This is a genomic window from Kribbella endophytica, assembly GCF_054781295.1.
Genome location: NZ_BAAGUR010000001.1, coordinates 3,702,959 through 3,717,921 on the forward strand (window position 1 = coordinate 3,702,959; position 14,963 = coordinate 3,717,921).

The 14,963-nt window shown below is 68.4% G+C and carries 13 protein-coding genes; 8 read left to right on the forward strand and 5 right to left on the reverse strand.

What is annotated here, in order from left to right; all coding sequences use genetic code 11:
- Positions 1-11 precede the first annotated feature (11 nt).
- On the reverse strand, positions 12-1,166 hold the full coding sequence (sucC, locus tag ACYVIO_RS17680; RefSeq protein WP_460651869.1) for an ADP-forming succinate--CoA ligase subunit beta: 1,155 nt from the start codon (positions 1,164-1,166) through the stop codon (positions 12-14).
- 153 nt (positions 1,167-1,319) lie between these two features.
- On the opposite strand from sucC, the gene ACYVIO_RS17685 reads away from it, so the two are divergent.
- Both ACYVIO_RS17685 and ACYVIO_RS17690 read left to right on the forward strand, forming a co-directional pair.
- A complete protein-coding gene (locus ACYVIO_RS17685; protein WP_460651870.1) occupies positions 1,320-2,711 on the forward strand; it encodes an OFA family MFS transporter in 1,392 nt (463 codons plus the stop codon).
- A gap of 65 nt (positions 2,712-2,776) precedes the next feature.
- Positions 2,777-3,274, forward strand: a complete 498-nt coding sequence (locus ACYVIO_RS17690) for a hypothetical protein (RefSeq protein WP_460651871.1) — start codon at positions 2,777-2,779, stop codon at positions 3,272-3,274.
- 18 nt (positions 3,275-3,292) lie between these two features.
- Here ACYVIO_RS17690 and ACYVIO_RS17695 read toward each other — a convergent pair whose 3' ends face one another.
- On the reverse strand, positions 3,293-3,577 hold the full coding sequence (locus ACYVIO_RS17695) for a hypothetical protein (protein ID WP_460651872.1): 285 nt from the start codon (positions 3,575-3,577) through the stop codon (positions 3,293-3,295).
- A gap of 259 nt (positions 3,578-3,836) precedes the next feature.
- On the opposite strand from ACYVIO_RS17695, the gene ACYVIO_RS17700 reads away from it, so the two are divergent.
- From ACYVIO_RS17700 to ACYVIO_RS17725, 6 genes are all read left to right on the forward strand, one after another.
- Positions 3,837-5,573 (forward strand): thiamine pyrophosphate-binding protein, encoded by a 1,737-nt coding sequence (locus ACYVIO_RS17700; RefSeq protein ID WP_460651873.1) that lies wholly within the window; start codon positions 3,837-3,839, stop codon positions 5,571-5,573.
- Between the two features lie 59 nt (positions 5,574-5,632).
- Entirely contained in the window at positions 5,633-6,859 is a 1,227-nt protein-coding gene (gene frc, locus ACYVIO_RS17705; RefSeq protein WP_460651874.1) for a formyl-CoA transferase, read from the forward strand.
- Positions 6,860-6,911: 52 nt separating this feature from the next.
- Entirely contained in the window at positions 6,912-9,056 is a 2,145-nt protein-coding gene (locus ACYVIO_RS17710) for an acetate--CoA ligase family protein (protein WP_460651875.1), read from the forward strand.
- Between the two features lie 124 nt (positions 9,057-9,180).
- Positions 9,181-10,680 carry an Nramp family divalent metal transporter gene (locus ACYVIO_RS17715; RefSeq protein WP_460651876.1) on the forward strand — a complete coding sequence of 500 codons (1,500 nt, stop codon included), beginning with the start codon at positions 9,181-9,183 and terminating at the stop codon, positions 10,678-10,680.
- 1 nt (position 10,681) lies between these two features.
- Positions 10,682-11,230: a hypothetical protein gene (locus ACYVIO_RS17720; protein WP_460651877.1), complete on the forward strand. Its 549-nt coding sequence runs from the start codon at positions 10,682-10,684 to the stop codon at positions 11,228-11,230.
- Positions 11,231-11,360: 130 nt separating this feature from the next.
- Positions 11,361-12,344 carry a TerC family protein gene (locus tag ACYVIO_RS17725; protein ID WP_460651878.1) on the forward strand — a complete coding sequence of 328 codons (984 nt, stop codon included), beginning with the start codon at positions 11,361-11,363 and terminating at the stop codon, positions 12,342-12,344.
- A gap of 138 nt (positions 12,345-12,482) precedes the next feature.
- Here ACYVIO_RS17725 and ACYVIO_RS17730 read toward each other — a convergent pair whose 3' ends face one another.
- The 3 genes from ACYVIO_RS17730 to ACYVIO_RS17740 all read right to left on the reverse strand — a co-directional run bounded on the left by ACYVIO_RS17730 (position 12,483) and on the right by ACYVIO_RS17740 (position 14,930).
- The gene (locus tag ACYVIO_RS17730) at positions 12,483-13,238 is read right to left on the reverse strand and encodes a GntR family transcriptional regulator (protein WP_460651879.1); all 756 of its coding nucleotides are present in this window, start codon (positions 13,236-13,238) and stop codon (positions 12,483-12,485) included.
- 238 nt (positions 13,239-13,476) lie between these two features.
- Positions 13,477-13,641, reverse strand: a complete 165-nt coding sequence (locus ACYVIO_RS17735; RefSeq protein ID WP_460651880.1) for a hypothetical protein — start codon at positions 13,639-13,641, stop codon at positions 13,477-13,479.
- A 128-nt stretch (positions 13,642-13,769) separates the two neighbouring features.
- The gene (locus ACYVIO_RS17740; RefSeq protein WP_460651881.1) at positions 13,770-14,930 is read right to left on the reverse strand and encodes an NAD-dependent formate dehydrogenase; all 1,161 of its coding nucleotides are present in this window, start codon (positions 14,928-14,930) and stop codon (positions 13,770-13,772) included.
- Between the last annotated feature and the right edge of the window lie 33 nt (positions 14,931-14,963).

Genomic DNA, 14,963 nt, shown 5'->3' on the forward strand with positions numbered 1-14,963 from the left:
TCCAGCTCCTCTCAGGCCTGCGCGGCCAGCTCGGCGGCGCGGTCGGCGGCACCGTCCATCGTGTCCACCACCGTCACCAGCGGGTGGTTCGCCTTGGCGAGGATCTTGCGGCCCTCGTCCACGTTGTTGCCGTCCAGCCGGACGACGAGCGGCTTGTTCGCCGCGGGGCCGAGCAGCTCGAGCGCCTGCACGATGCCGTTGGAGACCGCGTCGCAGGCGGTGATCCCGCCGAACACGTTCACGAACACGCTCTTCACCTGCGCGTCGCCGAGGATGATCCCCAGCCCGTTGGCCATCACCTCGGCACTCGCGCCGCCGCCGATGTCGAGGAAGTTGGCCGGCTTCACGCCGCCGTGCGCCTCCCCGGCGTACGCGACGACGTCGAGCGTCGACATCACCAGGCCCGCGCCGTTGCCGATGATCCCGACCTCGCCGTCGAGCTTGACGTAGTTCAGGCCCTTGTCCTGCGCGGCGGCCTCGAGCGGGTCGGCCGCGGCCTTGTCCTCGAAGGCGGCGTGGTCCGGGTGCCGGTACGCCGCGTTCTCGTCCAGCGTGACCTTGCCGTCCAGCGCTTCCAGCTTGCCGTCCCCGAGCTTCACCAGCGGGTTCACCTCGACCAGCGAGGCGTCCTCGGCGATGAACACCGTCCAGAGGCTCTTGACCACCTCGGCGGCACCGTCCGGGAAGCCGGCCGCGGCGACGATCTCGGCGGCCTTCGCGTCGTCGACGCCGACCGCCGGGTCGATCGAGATCTTCGCGATCGCGTCCGGGTTGGTGTGCGCGACCTCCTCGATCTCGACCCCGCCCTCGGTGCTCGCGATGCACAGGTAGCCCCGGTTGGCCCGGTCGACCAGGAACGAGAGGTAGTACTCGTCGGCGATGTCGGCGGCCGGGGCGAGCAGCACCCGCCGTACGACGTGCCCCTTGATGTCCATCCCGAGGATGTCCCCGGCCCGGGCGGTCGCCTCGGCGGGGTCGGCGGCCAGCTTGACGCCACCGGCCTTGCCGCGGCCGCCGGCCTTCACCTGCGCCTTCACCACCACCCGGCCGCCGAGCGCCTCGGCCGCCGCGGCCGCGTCGGCGGCGTCCTCGACCACCCAGCCGAGGGTGACCGGCACGGCGTGCCGGGCGAAGAGTTCTTTGGCTTGGTACTCCATCAGGTCCACGGGGGCAGTCCTCTCCTCACAAGCACCTGCTCTGGTCAATATGGCGACTGTATGCTGTATGCAAGTTCACACACAAGGGCCTCGGGGCTGGACAAGAGGTAGCGGAGAGGAGTACCAAAGTTCCATACGGTATGCAGTAGTCAGGAGGCGATCATGAATGACGCGACCACCAGTACGCCTCCCCGGGACGTTCGGGACGTGTACGGCCGCCGGTACCGCATCGGCGAAGACGCAGCTGAACTGACCGGGCACTCCCGCCGGTGGCAACTCTGGGCGGCCTGGGCCTGCATGGCGGCGATCAGCCCGCTGCAGTACTCCTTCGGGTCGGCCGCACTCGGCCTCGACGCGGGCCGGGCCTGGGGCACGGTCCAGACGATGTGGCTGCTGGCCGTCTTCGTGGCCTTCCAGGCACTCGTCGCCATCCCGGCCGCCTGGCTTCAGCGCGTACGCCGGGTGACGCCGACCCAGCTCGTCGTACTCGGTGGGTTCCTCGCCGCTGCCGGGCTGGTGAGTCTGGCGCACGTCGGCAGCTACGTCGGCGCACTGCTCGGGTACGCCGTCGTCGGCGGCGCCGGCGCCGGGCTCGTCTACTCCGCGTGCATCACCACAGCGGCGCGCTGGTTCCCCGACCGGCGGACCTCGACGATCGGGTTCGTGACGGGCGGCTTCGCTGTCGGCGCCGTACCGAGCATCGCGCTGCTCACGATCTTCGACACCACGGGTGGTCAGCGGTACGTCTTCGACCTGACCGCCGTGGTCGCCCTGCTGATCGTGATGACCGCGGGCGGCCTGCTCAAGGACCCGCCGCGGCACTGGTGGCCGGCCGAGATCGACGCCCAGGCCTGGGCCGTCGACCGCACGCTGAACCGCAGCATCCCCAACAACCTGCCGGCCGTGCGCTACTACCGTCCGGCCGAGGCGATGAAGACCGGGGCGCTGCCGCTGATGTGGCTGACGCTGGCGATCAGTACGGCGCTGTCGCTGTTCGGGATCGCGTTCGTGGTCAGCTACGCGACCGAGGCCCGCCTCGGGGTTGCCGTCGCCGGACTGGCCGCCGGGATGCTTGCCGCAGTCAACGGTCTCGGTCGCTCCTTCGCGGGCACGCTGTCGGACCGGTTCGGCCGGCGGCGCGTGCTGGCCGCCGTACTGATGGTGGAGGGCTTCACTCACGTCGGTCTGGTGCTGGCGGGGGAGGCCGGTGCGGGCGTCGTGTTCGTCCTGTGCGCGATGTTCGCCGGACTCGGCGGTGGTGCCTTCTACGCGATCATGGCGAACCTCGTGCTCGAGTTCTTCGGCGAGAACAGTCTGCTGCAGAACCAGTCGATCCTGTACAGCGCCAAGGCCGTCGGTGGCCTGGTCGGTGTCGGCGTCGCCGCGGGCCTGGTGGCCACGGTCGGCTACCGTCCCGTCTTCCTGGCCGCCGGACTGCTCGGGCTGATCACCGCGCTGATCGTCCGCTTCCTGAAGCAACCCGGACGGCCCGCGCTGTCGGTGAGCTCCCACTTGGGTACGCCGGTAGCCGGCGCGATCAGGCCGGGCGAGTGAGCCGGACAGAGGTGGGCGCCGACCTCACATCTGAATATGTCTGGGTGAGGCGCCCAGAACCCTGCGTGCTGGAGCTCGTGTCCAAGCTTGCCCGGGAGCCCTGGACGGACCGGCCGACTTGCGTGCATCCGGTCCTCGGGTCGGTCGCGCGGGCCGTGCACGACCACTGCGGTCCGCGCGGCCGGCAGGCTTTGTTGCCGTTAGCCCCTTTGTTCCTCGACACCGCGCGGGCGGGTTTCGACCTGTCCGCGCGGTTGGTCGCGCTCTGCGTGTCGACCGCGCTCGCGGCGCCGGGGGAGGTGGCCGGGGACGAACGCACCCGGCTGCTGAACGCCCAGGAGACGGCGTCGTACCTGCTGGCCGGCCGGTCGGGCGCTCCGCCCGGCGGGCCGGCGCGTTGGTGGTTGCCCGCGCTGGACCGGCTGAAGCTCGGTGAGCCGTTCTACCGCACGGTCGTGGCCACGGAGCACGCCGCGGAAGCGGTCGTGGTCGCCGCGCGAGGCGGCGACCACGACGTACGGCTGAAAAGGCTTTTGCGGCAGTGCCTGTCGCTCGCGTCCTAAGCGGTCTGAGTCGGACCGCTAAGGGGCTCTGCGGCCCGGTGCGCCGAGGCCTTCGTGGTCGACGTCGCCGGCGCCCCACAGGCCGTGGTCGCGGTCGTCGTCGGGGATGACCATCAGCTCCTGCCGGCGCGGCGCCCGGACCTGCTCCTCGAGCCGGCGCAGGTCGGCCGTGCAGCGCGCGACGTCGTCCATCAGGCGCAGGACGTCGAGGTGCGGGCCGAGCCGGCTGCGCAGCCCGGCCACCGCCTGGTCGAGGGCCTGCAGCGCCGTACGGGTCCGGTCGAGTTCGTCGTGAATGCTCATCGCAGCTCCCCTGATCGCGGTTCTCCGCCGGTCGGTCTGTACAAGCATACGGGATACTGCATACAGTCGCCCTGACAAGTTTCTGCTGGGTGTCGAGGCCTGGACAACGGGTTCGGCGGTGCGATATGACTACGACTACACCATACGGTATGCAATCTACCGACCTCATAGCTCCACCGAAGCAGCAGCACAGGCAGTGTGGCCCGATTTTTCACAGGCGCAGCCCAGCCGGGCAGAGACCGGACCCTTCCACGAGGAGATGACTGCACAGATGGCCCAAACAGTGTCCGAATCGAACGCGGTCGCGAACCCGACCGAGCCGGAGCCGAAGACCGCCATGATCTCGGGCGGGCACCTGGTGGCCAAGGCTCTCAAGGCCGAGGGGATCGACGTGATCTTCACCCTCTGCGGCGGTCACATCATCGACATCTACGACGGCTGCGTGGACGAGGGCATCGCCGTCGTCGACGTCCGGCACGAGCAGGTCGCCGCGCACGCGGCCGACGGCTACGCCCGGATGACCGGCAAGCCCGGATGCGCCGTGGTGACCGCGGGACCCGGTACGACGGACGCCGTCACCGGTGTCGCGAACGCGTTCCGCGCGGAGAGCCCGATGCTGCTGATCGGCGGCCAGGGCGCGCTGAACCAGCACAAGATGGGGTCCCTGCAGGACCTGCCGCACGTCGACATGATGACCCCGATCACCAAGTTCGCGGCCACCGTGCCGCACACCGCGCGGGTCGCCGACATGGTGTCGATGGCCTTCCGCGAGTGCTACAACGGCGCCCCCGGCCCGTCGTTCCTGGAGATCCCCCGCGACATCCTGGACAACTCCGTACCGGTGGACTCCGCGACCGTACCGGAGGCCGGCCGCTACCGCGGCTCCACCAAGTCGATCGGTGACCCGGCCGCGGTCGAGGCGCTGGCCGACCTGCTGGCCCGGGCCGAGAAGCCGGTCGTGCTGCTCGGCACCCAGGTCTGGACGTCGCGCGGCAGCGACGCGGCGATCGACTTCGTCCGCAAGAACAACGTGCCGGCCTTCATGAACGGCTCGGCCCGCGGCACCCTGCCGCCGGGCGACCCGCACCACTTCCACCTGTCGCGCCGCTACGGCTTCAACAACGCCGACCTGATCCTGATCGTCGGGACGCCGTTCGACTTCCGGATGGGGTACGGCCGCCGGCTGCCCAAGGGCGCGACCGTCGTACAGATCGACATGGACTACCGCACCGTCGGCAAGAACCGCGACATCGACCTCGGTCTGGTCGGCGACCCGGGTGCGATCCTGGCCGCCGTCACCCAGGCCTCCTCGGGCCGGGTGCAGAAGGCCGGCGACCGCAAGGCGTGGTTCAACGAGTTGCGGGCCGAGGAGGACGCGGCGTACCAGAAGCGCCTGCCCAAGCAGCTGTCGGACGCCAACCCGATCCACCCGCTGCGGCTGGCCCACGAGATCAACGAGTTCCTCACCGAGGACTCGATCTACATCGGCGACGGCGGCGACATCGTCACTTTCTCCGGCGGCGTCGTACAGCCGAAGTCGCCCGGCCACTGGATGGACCCGGGCCCGCTCGGGACCATCGGTGTCGGCATCCCGTTCGTGATGGCGGCCAAGTACGCCCGTCCGGACAAGGAGGTCGTCGCGCTGTTCGGTGACGGTGCCTTCTCGCTGACCGGCTGGGACTTCGAGACGCTGGTCCGGTTCAAGCTCCCGTTCGTCGGGGTGGTCGGCAACAACTCCTCGATGAACCAGATCCGCTACGGCCAGGAAGCCAAGTACGGCCACGACCGCGGCCGGATCGGCAACACCCTCGGCGACGTCAAGTACGACGAGTTCGCCAAGATGCTCGGCGGGTACGGCGAAGAGGTCCGCGACCCCAAGGACATCGGGCCGGCCATGCAGCGGGCCCGCGAGTCGGGGCTGCCGTCGCTGATCAACGTGTGGGTCGATCCGGACGCGTACGCGCCCGGAACCATGAACCAAACCATGTACAAGTAGCGATCCCCGGTGGCGGTCCGTTCCCCTGGCGGGCCGCCACCCAGTACTGGAGGACCACTATGGGTAAGGCCCTTGAAGGTGTCCGCGTACTCGACATGACCCACGTGCAGTCGGGACCGTCCTGCACCCAGATTCTCGCCTGGCTCGGCGCCGACGTCGTGAAGCTCGAAGCGCCGACCGGTGACATCACCCGCCAGCAGCTGCGCGACCTGCCGGACGTCGACAGCCTCTACTTCACCATGCTGAACTGCAACAAGCGCAGCATCACCTTGAACATGAAGTCCGAGCGTGGCAAGGAGATCTTCACCGACCTGGTGAAGAACTCCGACGTCCTGGTGGAGAACTTCGCCCCCGGCGCGATCGACCGGATGGGCTTCACCTGGGAACGGCTGCAGCTGATCAACCCCGAGCTCATCTTCGCCTCGATCAAGGGCTTCGGCCCCGGCAAGTACGAGGAGTTCAAGGCCTACGAGGTGGTCGCCCAGGCGATGGGCGGCGCGATGAGCACGACCGGGTTCGAGGACGGCCCGCCGCTGGCCACCGGAGCTCAGATCGGTGACTCGGGCACGGGCATCCACCTGGTCGCCGGCATCCTGGCCGCGCTGTTCCAGCGGACCGTCACCGGCAAGGGCCAGCGGGTCAGCGTGGCGATGCAGGAAGCCGTACTGAACCTGACCCGGGTCAAGCTGCGCGACCAGCAGCGGCTCGCGCACGGCCCGCTGAAGGAGTTCCCGAACGACAACTTCGGCGACGAGGTGCCGCGCTCGGGCAACGCCTCCGGCGGTGGCCAGCCCGGCTGGGCGGTCAAGACCGCGCCCGGTGGCCCGAACGACTACATCTACGTGATCGTCCAGCCGCCCGGCTGGGCCCCGATCGCGACCCTGATCGGCAAGCCCGAACTGGCCGACGACCCCGACTGGTCCACGCCGGCGGCACGGCTCGACAAGCTCGACAAGATGTTCGCGCTGATCGAGCAGTGGACCGAGCAGCACACCAAGTTCGAGGTGATGGAGAAGCTGAACGCGCTGAACGTGCCGTGCGGCCCGATCCTGTCCACCAAGGAACTGATCGAGGACGAGACGCTGGCCGAGCTCGGCGCCGTGGTCGAGGTCAAGCACCCGGCCCGGGGCGCGTTCAAGACCGTCGGCTGCCCGATCAAGCTGTCCGACTCGCCCGTCCAGGTGGAGACCTCACCCGGCCTCGGCGAACACAACTCCGTGATCTACGGCGGCCTCGGCATCGACACCGCCGAGCTGGAAGAGCTCAAGGCCGCCGGCGTCGTCTGAATCGTCAAAAACGCCAGCAAGCCTACAACCCACGCTTTAGGGAGCTTCAGGCATGACCTATGACAAGGCAGCTGTCCAGTCCATCCTCGACCAGGCTCTGGCGGAAGGCCGCACCTCGCTGAGCGCACCCGAGGCCAAGCTGGTCGCGGACGCGTACGGCATCCCGACTCCGGGAGAGGGGCTGGCCACGACTGCCGAGGGGGCCGCGGGGCTCGCGGCCGAGATCGGTTTCCCGGTCGTCCTGAAGATCGTCTCGCCCGACATCCTGCACAAGACCGAGGCGGGCGGCGTGGTGGTCGGTGTCGACAGCGCCGAGGCCGCGAAGTCGGCGTACGACAAGATCGTCGCCAACGCCGAGGCGTACGACGCGAGCGCGTCGATCACCGGCGTGCAGGTGCAGAAGATGCTGGTCACCGGCGGTGACGTGCAGGAGGTCATCGTCGGTGCGGTCACCGACCAGACGTTCGGCAAGATCGTCGCCTTCGGCCTGGGTGGTGTCCTGGTCGAGGTCCTCAAGGACGTCACCTTCCGGCTCGCGCCGACCTCGCCGGACGAGGCCCGCTCGATGATCGAGGGGATCGGCGCGCACGAGATGCTGAACGGCGTCCGCGGCGCCAAGCCGGTGGACAAGGAGGCGATCGCCCAGATCATCACCAAGCTGTCCGACCTGGTCGAGGACTTCCCGCAGTTCGCCGAGGTGGACCTGAACCCGGTGCTGGCCGGGCCGGACGGGGCCACCGCGGTGGACTTCCGGATCATCGTGGACGCCGAGGCCGGTAAGCCGGTGGAGCGCTACACCCAGGAACAGATCCAGACCGCGATGACCCGGATCATGAAGCCCCGGGCGGTCGCTGTGATCGGCGCCTCGAACGAGGACGGCAAGATCGGCAACTCGGTGATGAAGAACCTGGTCAACGGCGGGTACAAGGGCGACATCTACCCGGTCAACCCCAAGGGTGGCGAGGTCCTCGGGCTGAAGGCGTTCCCGAGCATCACCGACATCCCGGGTGACGTCGACGTCGCGGTGTTCGCCGTACCGGCCAAGTTCGTCGGCGGCGCGCTCGAGCAGTGCGGCCAGAAGGGCGTCGCGGGCGCGATCCTGATCCCGTCCGGGTTCGCCGAGACCGGTGAGCAGGAGCTGCAGGACGAGGTCGTCGCGATCGCCAAGAAGCACGGCGTCCGGATCCTCGGGCCGAACATCTACGGCTACTACTACCTGCCGGAGAACCTCTGCGCGACGTTCTGCACGCCGTACGACGTGAAGGGCAGCGTCGCGCTGTCGTCGCAGTCGGGCGGGATCGGGATGGCGATCCTCGGGTTCAGCCGGTCCAGCCGGATGGGCGTCTCCGCGATCGTTGGGGTAGGCAACAAGGCCGACATCGACGAGGATGACCTCCTGACGTTCTTCGAGACCGACGACAACACCAACCTGATCGCCATGCACCTGGAAGACCTCAAGGACGGCCGGGCCTTCGCCGAGACCGCGGCGCGGGTGTCGAAGAAGAAGCCGGTGATCGTGCTGAAGGCCGGCCGTACCGACATGGGCGCCCGGGCGGCGAGCTCGCACACGGGCGCGCTGGCCGGCAACGACAAGGTGTACGACGACATCCTGCGCCAGAGCGGCGTCGTCCGCGCGCCGGGCCTGAACGAGATGCTCCAGTACGCCCGAGGTATCCCGCTGCTGCCGACGCCCAAGGGTGAGAACGTCGTCATCATCACCGGCGCCGGCGGCTCGGGCGTCCTGCTCTCGGACGCCTGCGTCGACAACGGGCTGCAGCTGATGGCGATGCCGGACGACCTGGACGCGGCGTTCAAGAAGTTCATCCCGCCGTTCGGTGCCTCCGGCAACCCGGTCGACATCACCGGCGGCGAGCCGCCGTCGACGTACCGGAACACGGTCGCGCTCGGCCTGCAGGACGACCGGATCCACGCCCTGATCCTGGGCTACTGGCACACCATCGTCACCCCGCCGATGGTGTTCGCGAAGCTGGTCGCCGAGGTGGTCGAGGAGTACCGGGCCAAGGGCATCGACAAGCCCGTGGTCGCCTCGCTGTCCGGCGACGTCGAGGTCGAGGAGGCCAGCCAGTACCTGTTCGAGCACGGGGTGGTCGCCTACCCCTACACCACCGAGACGCCCGTCCAGGTGCTCGGCGCCAAGTACCGGTGGGCCCGCAACGCGGGACCGCTCGGTTCTTGACCACACACCACAACAGAAAACCGATCCGCAGACTGTAGAAAGCCGGTGATGCGTTTGGGCCGGGGGGAAGTGCACGGGGGAGCGAAAAGTCTCGTCAAGCTGGCGTCGATATAAGGAGTCCGCCTTGGACGTCACAAGCAAGACCTCAGAAGTACCCGAAGAGCCGGCCGCGTCCGCGGCCACCGAGCGGGTCTGGCGCGCGGGCAGGCTCGAACCGATGCCGATCCGGCCGTTGCCGGCGGCACCGCCCTCCCTGCACATCCTCGGTCCGACCGTGTTCCTGGTCGCGCTGGGCGTCGGCATGGGTGAGTCCTACATGTGGCCCCGGCTCGTCCTGGTGTTCGGTCCGGACATCCGGTGGCTGTTCCTCGTGGGTGTGACCCTGCAGGCGTTCGTGCTGCTGGAGATGGCCCGGTACGCGATGGCGACCGGAGAGTCGATCTTCTTCGGCGCGGCCCGCATCTTCAAACCGATGATGTGGTTCTTCTACGTCGCGGCGATCCTGATCTACATGTGGCCGGGCCACCTGTCGGCCGGAGCCTCGGCGTTCGAGGAAGTCAGCGGCATACCCTGGCAGGCGACAGCCTGCGTCGCACTGGTCTTCGTGGGTGTGCTGTTCAGTCTGCTGTCGGTGATCTACAACTTCCTGGAGAAGTTGCTCGGCTTCCTGATCGGCCTGCTGGTGGTCGGGACGTCGGTGATCGCGGCCATCGTCGGCCAGTGGGGCGATCTGGCCGACACCATCCAGGGCATGTTCGCCTTCGGGTACTTCCCCGACAAGGCGCTGACCTCGGCCTGGTTCCCGGTCGTGGTCGGATCGATCGCCTTCGCCGGCCCGTCCGGCATGCAGCAGATGTGGTACACCCTGCAGCTGCGCGACTCCGGTGCCGGCATGGGCGCCCACATCCCGAAGATCCGCGGTCTGCGGGCCAAGGGCGAGGTCGAGGCGATGCCGTCGCGCGGCTACATGTTCGACACCGAGGACCCCGAGGAGATGAAGAAGTGGAAGGGGTGGCGCAAGTGGGTCACCTTCGACGCTCTGCTGCTCTTCTGGGGCATCACGATGCTGGTCACGATCTCGTTCACCGTGCTCGCCCTGTCGGCGGCCCGGGAGAACCCGAACGTGGCCGGGCTGATCGAGGGCGGCGACCGCGAGGCCGCGCTGAAGGCGATGTCCGACGCGTTCGCCTCGGCCGGCAGCCCGTTCCTGGGCAGCCTGTTCTTCGGCTTCATCGCGCTGATCGGTCTCAACGCGACGCTCGGTCTGTTCGACTCGTTCAGCCGTGGCCAGGCCGACATGACGTACTACTTCATCCCCGGTGCCAAGCGGTTCTCGATGTCGAGGATCTACTTCGGGTTCCTGTGGGGCGTCATCGTCTTCGGCATCCTGATCCTGCTGTTCGGGCCGGCTGACGGGCCGGCCGGAATCCTCGACGTCCTGGCCTTCCTGTCCACGTTCGCGATGGGCGCGTACTGCATCGTGTTGCTCCTGGTGAACAACAAGTTGCTGCCCAAACCGATCCGGCCGGGACCGATCCGCAACGTCATCATCGGGTTCGGCGCGGTCTTCTACCTCGGCATGCTGTTCTACAGCCTGATCCGCTTCGGCGTGGTCCTGGACTGACATGACCACCGAGACGAAGATCCACCAACTCGTGGAGTTCACGCTCCCGGCCTCCGTGGTCGGGATCTGCGCCGGCCTGATCGCCGCGCTGCTGGGCGGTTTCGCCGGCCAGCCGCTCGGCTGGGCCGCGATCACCGGACTCGGCCTGGCGGTGCCGCTCGTCGTCCTCGGAGTCGGGTACTCGGCGCTGGTCGGGCTCGGCAAGGCGCCGGCCGGGGTGTTCGCCCCGGCCGCCGCCTACTGGGCGATCGGGTTCCCGCTCGCGATGATGGCGCACGCGATCACCACCGAGTGGGCGGTCACCGGTACGCCGGGACTGCCCGACCAGCCGCTGCAGTTCCTGGCCTTCCGGGCGCTGCTCAGCATGGGGTTCGCGATCGGGTTCCTCTGGATGCACGAGCAGGTCGGCCGGCACTGGTGGCCCCGCATCATGGAGCACAACGTGTACGCCCAGCGCACGGTGGAGCAGTACGTCCACCTGGCCGAGTCCATGGAGGCCCGCAAGCAGGCCGCCGCCCGGAACCGGAAGAAGAGGAAGGCGCACGCCTGAGTAGGCCCCTACTGGGGTGTCCCACCCTGTTCCCGCATCACACGCCGCCCGCGACTGCCCTGTCAGCCGCGGGCGGCGGCGTACCCGGCCCTGCCCGCCGGGTGTGCTCGAGCACCGTGGAGGAGAACTCATGAACGTTTCGTTGTCGGCGTGGATCATCACCATCGCCGCCCTGCTGGCCCTGCTGGTGCTGGACTTCCTGATCGTGGCGAGGAAGCCGCACGAACCGTCCCTGCGAGAGGCGACCCTGTGGGTGTCCTTCTACGTCGGCATCGCGCTGCTGTTCGGCGTCGGACTGACGCTCGTCGCCGGCGGTGAGTCCGGCGGGGAGTTCTTCGCCGGCTGGTTGACCGAGTACTCGCTGTCGGTCGACAACCTGTTCGTCTTCATCATCATCATGGGCAAGTTCGCCGTCCCCCGGCAGTACCAGCAGAAGGTGCTGCTGGTCGGGGTCGCGCTGGCACTGGTGATGCGCGGCATCTTCATCGCCGTCGGCGCGGAGGCGATCGCGCACTTCAACTGGGTGTTCTACATCTTCGGCGCCTTCCTGCTCTACACCGCGTGGAAGCTGGCGACGTCGCACGACGACGAGGACGAGTTCAAGGAGAACGTCGTGCTCGCGAAGGTGCGCAAGGTGATGCCGACCACCGAGACGTACCACGAGGCGAAGCTGACCACGCGGATCGACGGCAAGCGGTTCGCGACGCCGATGCTGATCGTGATGATCGCGATCGGTACGACGGACCTGCTCTTCGCGCTGGACTCGATCCCGGCGATCTTCGGGCTCACGCAGGAGCCGTACCTGGTGTTCACCGCCAACGCCTTCGCGCTGATGGGGTTGCGGCAGCTGTTCTTCCTGATCGGTGGGCTGCTCGACCGCCTGGTCTACCTGTCGTACGGGTTGTCGGTGGTGCTTGGGTTCATCGGTGTGAAGCTGATCCTCGAGGCGCTGCACCACAGCGGTGTGAAGTGGGCGCCGGAGATCCCGATCGTGGTCTCGCTGTCGATCATCCTCGGCACGCTGATCGTCACGGCGGTGCTGAGCCTGATGAAGTCGGCGCGCGTCGCGAAGGAAGAGAAAGCGAAGGAAGAAGAGGTCGCTGGAGTCGAGTGAGGTCACCACAGAACGCGCCCCGGCGGACCTGCGGTCCGCCGGGGCGCGGGGGTAAGGGAAAGCGGGGGACGCGGGGCCTGGCCGCCGGGGCTCGTCGGCTTCGCCGACGTCGATCAGTCGGTAGTTCGCCGACGTCGATCAGTCGGTGGCGCGGCGGCGTCGTGTCGCGGGCTTCTTCTCCGGGGCCGGCGTGGGGGCCTGGCCGGACTGGAGCTCGTGGTACGCCGTACGGGTGTGTTCGGTGTGCTCGCGCATGATCTGGGCGGCCTTGTCCTCGTCGGCCTCGCTGATCGCCTTGACCAGGCGGGCGTGCTCGCGCCAGGAGGCGGCGCCGCGGACGGGGGCGACGGGCGTGTAGTACCAGCGGACGCGGCGGTCGACCTGGCCGGCGAAGTCGACCAGGAAGCGGTTGCCGGACATCTCGGTGATCATCGAGTGCAGCTCGCCGTTGGTGCGGACCGCGCCGTCGATGTCACCGGACTCCTGGAACGCCGTACCGACCTTGCAGAGCTCCCTGAGCTGCGCGACCGCCTCCTTGGTGGCGTGCCGGGCCGCGAGCCGCGCCGACTCCGACTCCAGCGCGGCGCGGGCGGCCAGGAGCTGGTCGACCTCGTCCTCGGCCGGGACGTGGACCATCGCGCCGAAACCGGGGCGCAGGTCCACCCAGCCCTCGTTGTTGAGCCGCTGGAGGGCTTCGCGGACGGGCTGGCGGGAGACGCCGAGCATGCCGGCCAGCTCCACCTCGACCAGGTGCCGGCCGCGCTCCAGCGTCCCGTCGATGATCATCTCGGTCAGGGCCTCGTAGACCGACTCGCGCAGCGGTGTCGGCCGCTTGACGTGCCGTACGCCGGGGGAGTCGGCGGAGGAGTCCGGGCCCGCGCTGATGGTGGTCATGAGGTCCTTCCCGAAAAACGTAATGGCACTTGGTAGACAGTCTACCAAGTGCCAGGTCTGTTGCCACGCTCTTCGTTGAGCTAGCAGTTTCTTTTTGTTCGAGCCTGAGGGTTTCGCCCTGCTCCCGGTGCTCCGGATCCATGGATCGTGTCCCGCGGGGAGTCCGCCGCCGCGGTCCGGATCCAGGTGCCGGCGGATGCCGGTCATCCGTGTCCGGAGCACCGATTCGGGGTGTCGGTCAGGCTGCCGTCGTCTCGCGTACGGGCTGCTGGTGCTCGTCGTCGCGCCGGGTCTCGTCGGTCCGGTCGAGGTCGACGTCGAGGTTCAGTTCCCGCTGCAGCTCCGGGGAGTCCGGGAACTGCCGGCGAGCCGCAAGAGCGCCGAACCTACGGGTGAAGATCATTTCTGCCTCTCTGTTTCTCGGGGGTAATACTGCCTACTGCATACATTCAACCAGGCGTACTGACCGGTTATGCCCACGTCTCACGTGATCCCGCTAACACACGGTGCCCACGAGTACGCAAAGTACTGCTACGACTTCGCCGAGTAGGAGTGGGCGCCGGTCCCGGCCAGGCGGCCGCCGTCGACGATCAGGTACTCGTCCCGGATCGGCGCCTGCGCGAACCACGACTCGAGGATCTCGCGCGTCCCCGCGGCGTACCGGGCCTGCGCCGACAGCGACGAGCCGGAGATGTGTGGCGTCATGCCGTGGTTGGGCATGGTCCGCCACGGGTGGTCGGCCGGAGCGGGCTGCGGGTACCAGACGTCCCCGGCGTACCCGGCGAGCTGACCGCTCTCCAGGGCCCGTACGACGGCGTCCAGGTCGACGATCTTCGCCCGGGCGGTGTTGATCAGGTACGCGCCGCGCTTCATCGTCCCGAGCAGCTTGTCGTCGAACAGTCCCTCGGTCTCCGGATGCAGCGGCGCGTTGATCGTGACCACATCGCAGTGCGGCACCATGCTCGCGGTGTCGGGGTGGAACGTGAGGTTGAGCTCGCGCTCGACCGACTCCGGCAGCCGGTGCCGGTCGGTGTAGTGCAGCTTCATGTCGAACGGCGCGAGCCGGCGCAGCACGGCCAGGCCGATCCGGCCGGCGGCGACCGTACCGACGTGCATGCCCTCGACGTCGTACGAGCGAGCGACGCAGTCCGCGATGTTCCAGCCGCCGTCGACGACGACCTGGTACGACGGGAGGTAGTTGCGGACCAGGCCGAGCGTCATCATCACCACGTGCTCGGCGACGCTGATGCTGTTGGAGTAGGTGACCTCGGCAACGGTCACGCCGGCCGCGATCGCGGCGTCCAGGTCGACGTGGTCCGAGCCGATGCCGGCGGTGATCGCCAGCTTCAGGTTCGGCGCCTTCGCGATCCGCTCGGCGGTCAGGTACGCGGGCCAGAACGGCTGCGAGATGACGATGTCGGTGTCGGGCAGCTCCCGGTCGAGCACCGAGTCGTCGCCCTCCTTGGACGAGGTGACGACCAACGTGTGGCCCTGGCTCTCCAAGAAGTTCCGCAGGCCGAGCTCACCGGACACGCTGCCGAGCAGCGCGCCGGGCTGGAAGTCGATCGCCTTCGGGGACGGCGCGGTCTGTCCGCCCGGGTAGGACTCGATGACCGGTACGTCGTCACGCGCGTACGACGTCGGGTAGCCGTCGGTCGGGTCGTCGTACAGCACGCAGAGGACCTTCGCCATGGTGAGCAACTCCTTGTTCTGAAGGGGTTTCCG